Raw genomic sequence first — 3,718 nt, 5'->3', positions numbered from 1 at the left:
CGACGAAGAGAACTGCCATCGGCCAGAGAGCGACCTGTTCGCGCGCATCCAGATCCCATCCGGAGACCTCGTCCGGACGACGGCCCATACCGCCGTAGAAGATCCGCTGGATCGCCCAGAGCATATAGCCCGCACCGAAGATCACGCCGGTGGTGGCAATCGCGGTCCAGAGCATGGGGTGAGCAACATAGATGGTCTGCAGCGAGCCTGACAGTGTCAGGAACTCACCCACGAAACCATTCAGGCCCGGCAGGCCGATGTTTGAGAGCGCGGTGATGACGAACAGCGTGACCATCCACGGCAGCTTCTGCGCCACGCCCCCGAGCTCGCGCATGTCGTAAGTGCCGTAGCGCTCGTAGAGTGCGCCCAGCAGCATGAAGAGCGCGCCGCCGGAGATGCCGTGATTGATGATCTGGTAGACGCCGCCGTCGATACCGGCGACGGTGAAGCTGAAGATGCCCAGGGTGATGAAGCTTAGGTGGCCGAGCGTCGAGTAAGCCGCCAGCCGCTTCAGGTCCGTCTGGACCAGGGCGACCAGAGCGCCATAGGCGATACCGATTGCGCCCAGCGCGATCATCAGCGGTGCGATCTGACGTGACTGCTCCGGGAAGATACCGAAGCTGAAGCGCAGGATCGAGTAGAGACCGAGCTTACCGGCCAGCACCATTACGGCTGCGGTTGGAGCTTCGAAGATCGCGTCCGAAAGCCATCCGTGCAGCGGGAAGACCGGAACTTTGACGGCGAAGGCGACCAGGAAGGCCAGCGAGGCCAGCCACAGAGCCGACTGGTTCGAGGAGATGCTGTGCGATGCAGCCATCTGCTGCAGCATAGGCAGATCGAAGGTGCCAGTCTGGGCATAGACCCACAGCATGCCCACCAGCAGAATCGCCGAAGGGATGAAGGCGTAGAGAAAGTACTTCAGGGCAGCTTTCGCGCGCTTATCAGTGCGTCCGAAGGTGGCGATGAGAATCGTCATCGGCACCAGCGACCACTCCCAGAAGCCGTAGTAGAGGAAGAGATCAAGTGCGACGAAGACGCCGATCATTGCCGTCTGCTGCAGCAGGAAGAGCGTGTAGAACAGCTTCTCCCGCCGGTCGATGGCTCGCCAGCTAATCAGCACGCCCAACGGAGCCAGGAAGCCGGAAAGCACCACCAGCCACATGGACAAGCCGTCCACACCGAGGTGGTAGCGAATCGCCGGCGAAGCAATCCATGGAACATTAACGTCAAACTGATAGCCAGTGAGGCCGTACTGATAGTGCGCCGGCAGATGCAGCGTGAACAGGAAGGTCAGTAGCGTGACCACCAGTGCTCCCCATTTCTGCAACGTGGGATTGGCCGGAAGCAGCGCAAGCAGAATCGCCCCAACGGTAGGGAAGAAGACGATCAGCGAAAGGATGGAGCTGTCGATAGTCATTAGTGCGTTGCTCCAAAGGCTTTGAGACCGAAGGTCATGGCAATCAGCAGGACGGCGGCGCCCAAGGCCAGCCAGCCTGCATACGAACGAATGTTGCCCGACTGGATCTTACGTGCCAGATAACCGCCACCCCTGGCGGTAAGGCCGAGCGTTGCTCCCGTGCCGTCCACGACGCCCTTATCGATGAATCCAGCAAGGAACAGCCGGGTAAACATGAGGGTCGGAACAACAATCAGGCCGTTGTAGATCTCGTCGATGTAGAACTTGTTGGCGAGAACGTTGTAGAGGCCGCGGTTCTTCTCAGCAAGGGCGCCCAGCGTGCCAGGCTTCTTGTAATAGAAGACGTAGGCGAAGATGAAACCAATCGCCGCAACCAGAACAGAGACAGCCGCCAGTCCAAATTCGGAGGGATGGCTTGCGGTCGCTGAAACTGCTGCAGGCTCACCGAAGACCGGCGAAAGGAAGTGCTCGATCTCCATGCTTCCGCCAAAGGCCTTCGGAATCCCCACCCATCCACCGATGATGGAGAGTATGGCCAGAATCGCCAGCGGAATCGTCRTGATCGCGGGAGATTCGTGCACACCGTGTGCATGACCGTGATCGTCACCGTGGTGGGCATCATGGGCCGGTTCCTGGAACTCACCGAAGAAGGTCTTGAACCACAGGCGGAACATGTAGAACGAGGTCATGCCCGCCGTAATCAGACCAATGGCCCACAGAACCACGTGGCCGGAGGCAAAGGTTTGATACAGGATCTCGTCCTTCGAGAAGAAGCCAGCCAGGGGAGGTGCGCCTGCAATGGCGATCACACCGGCCGTCATCGTCCAGAACGTAACCGGAATCTTCTTCCGGAGGCCGCCCATGGCGCGCATGTCCTGCTCGCCGCCAATGGCATGGATTACTGAACCGGCAGCGAGGAAGAGCAGTGCCTTGAAGAAGGCATGCGTCATCAGATGGAAGATCGCACCGGTATACGCCGCAACGCCGCAGGCCATGAACATGTAGCCGAGCTGCGAGACCGTCGAGTAGGCCAGAACACGCTTGATATCGTTCTGCACCAGGCCGATGGAGGCTGCGAAGATCGCCGTAAGAGCACCGATAACTGCGACAACCGAGAGGGCCGTGGGCGAGTGGGCAAAGAGTACGTTTGACCGGGCCACCATGTAGATGCCGGCGGTCACCATTGTCGCGGCATGAATCAGAGCAGAGACGGGTGTCGGGCCTTCCATGGCGTCCGGCAGCCAGACGTACAGTGGAATCTGCGCGGACTTACCGGTAGCGCCCAGTACCAGCAGCAGAGCGATAGCCGTCATCATGCCGCCTTGCCACTCCGGATGCGCCGCAATCTGTCCGAAGACCTCGGTGAAGTTCAGCGTGTGGAACTGCGCGACGATCAGGAACATCGCCAGCAGGAAGCCGAAGTCGCCGATGCGGTTGACGATGAACGCCTTCTTGCCCGCGTTCGCTGCCGAGTCTTTTTTGAAGTAGAAGCCGATCAACAGGTACGAAGCCAGACCCACGCCTTCCCATCCGACGAAGAGCAGAAGGAAGTTGGCTGCCAGCACCAGAACCAGCATGAAGAACATGAAGAGGTTCAGGTAGGCAAAGAACCGCCAGTAGCCTTCCTCATGCGCCATGTAGCCGGTGGCGTAGAGATGGATCAGGAACCCAACGCCTGTGACGATCAGCAGCATCAGCAGCGTGAGGTGATCGACGTTGAAGGCGAAGTTGACCGTGAAGCCCGAGACGGAGATCCAGGGCGCACCGACCAGAGAGATCTGCTCCGGTCCACCGCCGGACATCGTCGACGCCAGCTTCAGGACCAGGGCAAAGGGAACGGCAGTAAACAGCAGTGCAATCGCCGCTACGACAGTGCRCGGAAACTTCCGGCCCACCAGGCCATTGATCAGGAAGCCGGCGAAGGGCAGTAGCGGGATCCACCAGAGATAGCTAAATTCCATGGTCTGGTCCGTTAGCCTTTCAGTAGGTTGACCTGGTCGACGTTCAGCGTCTGCCGCGACCGGAAGAGGGCGATGATAATGGCCAGGCCAACCGCAGCCTCAGCCGCGGCGACTACCATCACGAAGAAGACAAAGATCTGACCGTTCAGCTTGTTCCACTGATGAGCAAACGCGATAAAGGTCAGGTTGACTGCATTGAGCATCAGCTCAATCGAGATAAAGATCGTGATGACATTGCGCTTCACCAGGTAAGCGGCAATACCCAGCGAGAACAGGATGGCCGCAAGTACTAGGTAGTAACTGATCGGTACCATTACCGCTCCTTCTTTGCGAGCACGAC

Annotated in this window: 3 protein-coding genes; all 3 read right to left on the bottom strand. The window is 59.1% G+C overall.

The window, feature by feature from the left end:
* Positions 1–1,417 (bottom strand): complex I subunit 4 family protein (locus tag AB4043_RS17980; RefSeq protein ID WP_442307688.1); only part of this gene is annotated, 1,417 nt, incomplete at its 3' end.
* Complete coding sequence (gene nuoL / locus AB4043_RS17975; RefSeq protein WP_442307687.1) at positions 1,417–3,378, bottom strand: NADH-quinone oxidoreductase subunit L; 1,962 nt, start codon at positions 3,376–3,378, stop codon at positions 1,417–1,419. The genes nuoL and AB4043_RS17980, both read right to left, overlap by 1 nt.
* Before the next feature lie 11 nt (positions 3,379–3,389).
* Complete coding sequence (gene nuoK / locus AB4043_RS17970; RefSeq protein ID WP_147648490.1) at positions 3,390–3,692, bottom strand: NADH-quinone oxidoreductase subunit NuoK; 303 nt, start codon at positions 3,690–3,692, stop codon at positions 3,390–3,392.
* Positions 3,693–3,718: the final 26 nt, after the last annotated feature.

The organism is Terriglobus sp. YAF25 (assembly GCF_052113305.1).
Lineage (GTDB): Bacteria > Acidobacteriota > Terriglobia > Terriglobales > Acidobacteriaceae > Terriglobus.
Note: the sequence above shows the minus strand (reverse complement) of the source record. Positions and strands in the feature narration are given on the sequence as shown.

Bases quoted from the DNA above. Each gene is read 5' to 3' on its own strand.
- nuoK (WP_147648490.1), bottom strand. From the start codon at position 3,692: ATGGTACCGATCAGTTACTACCTAGTACTTGCGGCCATCCTGTTCTCG.